Origin of the sequence: Methylobacterium sp. DB0501 (assembly GCF_011043735.1) — a bacterium.
In the GTDB taxonomy this organism is placed as follows: domain Bacteria; phylum Pseudomonadota; class Alphaproteobacteria; order Rhizobiales; family Beijerinckiaceae; genus Methylobacterium; species Methylobacterium alsaeris.
The window spans coordinates 1-1,367 of record NZ_JAAKGV010000075.1; the positions used below are offsets into that span (position 1 = coordinate 1).

Annotated in this window: 1 protein-coding gene; it reads left to right on the plus strand. The window is 68.5% G+C overall.

Features of this window, described 5'->3' with window-relative positions; genetic code table 11:
• Positions 1-83 precede the first annotated feature (83 nt).
• On the plus strand, positions 84-1,112 hold the full coding sequence (locus tag G4G93_RS35330; protein WP_060850334.1) for an IS110 family transposase: 1,029 nt from the start codon (positions 84-86) through the stop codon (positions 1,110-1,112).
• Positions 1,113-1,367: the final 255 nt, after the last annotated feature.

The window sequence follows — 1,367 nt, forward strand, 5'->3', positions numbered from 1 at the left end:
CCCCCCTTTATGGATGGCCCGCCCCTCACCGGGCTGCACTGCTAGGCTGGCAGGGTAGCCGAGATGAGGGATGGAGCGGAACAATGACGATCGCGGTGCTGGGGATCGATCTGGGCAAGAACAGCTGCAGCCTCGTCGGGCTGGACGCGGCCGGGCGAGTCGTGCTGCGCCGCCGGATGCGACGCGAGACGGTGATCGCCTTCGGCGCGAAGTTGCCGGGGTGCGTCGTGGCGATGGAGGCATGCTGCGGTGCGCACCACATGGGCCGAGCCCTCTCGAAGCAGGGACACACGGTTCGCCTGATGTCGCCGGAATATGTGCGCCCGTACGTCAAAGCGCAGAAGAACGACGACCGCGACGCCGAAGCCATCGCCGAGGCGGCCACCCGCCCAACGATGCGGTTCGTGGCGCTCAAGTCCGAGGCGCAGCTCGACGTCCAGACCTTGCACCGGGTCCGTGACCAGCTCGTGGGCGAGCGCACGGCGCTGATGAACCAGGTCCGCGCCATCCTTCTGGAGCGCGGCCATGTCGTCGCGCAGGGGCGGGCCAAGCTGGCCGCCTATCTGACCGAGTTACTCGACACGCAGACGGGCTCCTCGCTCACAGCGCGCATGCGCACCCTCGTAGCGGAGGTACACGAGCGCTGGCAGGGTCTCGACCGGCGCATCGCCGCGCTGGATGCAGAGTTCGCCGAGCAGGCGCGCACGGACGAGAACGCGCGACGGCTGACGACTATCCCGGGCATCGGCGCGCTCAATGCAACCGCGCTGGTTGCGGCCATCGGCGACGTGGCCACCTTCGCTCGTGGGCGAGACCTGGCAGCCTGGCTCGGCCTCGTACCGCGGCAGGTGACGACCGGAGGCAAGCCCCGGCTCGTTGGCATCACCAAGCGCGGCAGCAAGTACCTGCGCAAAACGCTCATCCAGGGCGCTCGGGCCGCGATGCCGACGCTTCGGCAGGGTGACACACGGCTCGGGCAGTGGCTGCGCGGGCTGCTGGCGCGGGCGCATGCCAACACGGCGGTGGTGGCCTTGGCAGCCAAAATGGCGCGCATCGTCTGGGCGCTTCTGCGCCACGGGCGCGTCTACGAGCCGGCGGCGGTGGCTGCCTGATCCGAGTTCGGGCCGCGCGGCACGCGCCGGCCTTCCGATGTCTGCGAGCGGTGAGAGGAAGATGGCCTGACAGTCGACCGGTGTTCTGGAAGCCTCCCGGCAAAAATGGCGTTCGACGCCGACCCCTTTATGAGGCCCAGGACGCGCGGATCTCCATCTTGGCCAACGGCAAAGCCGGAAGGCCGGATACGTTTATGCAGACTGCTCAGACCAGCGGATCCAGAGCCACTTGCGGACGGGGCGGGCCATACGTTT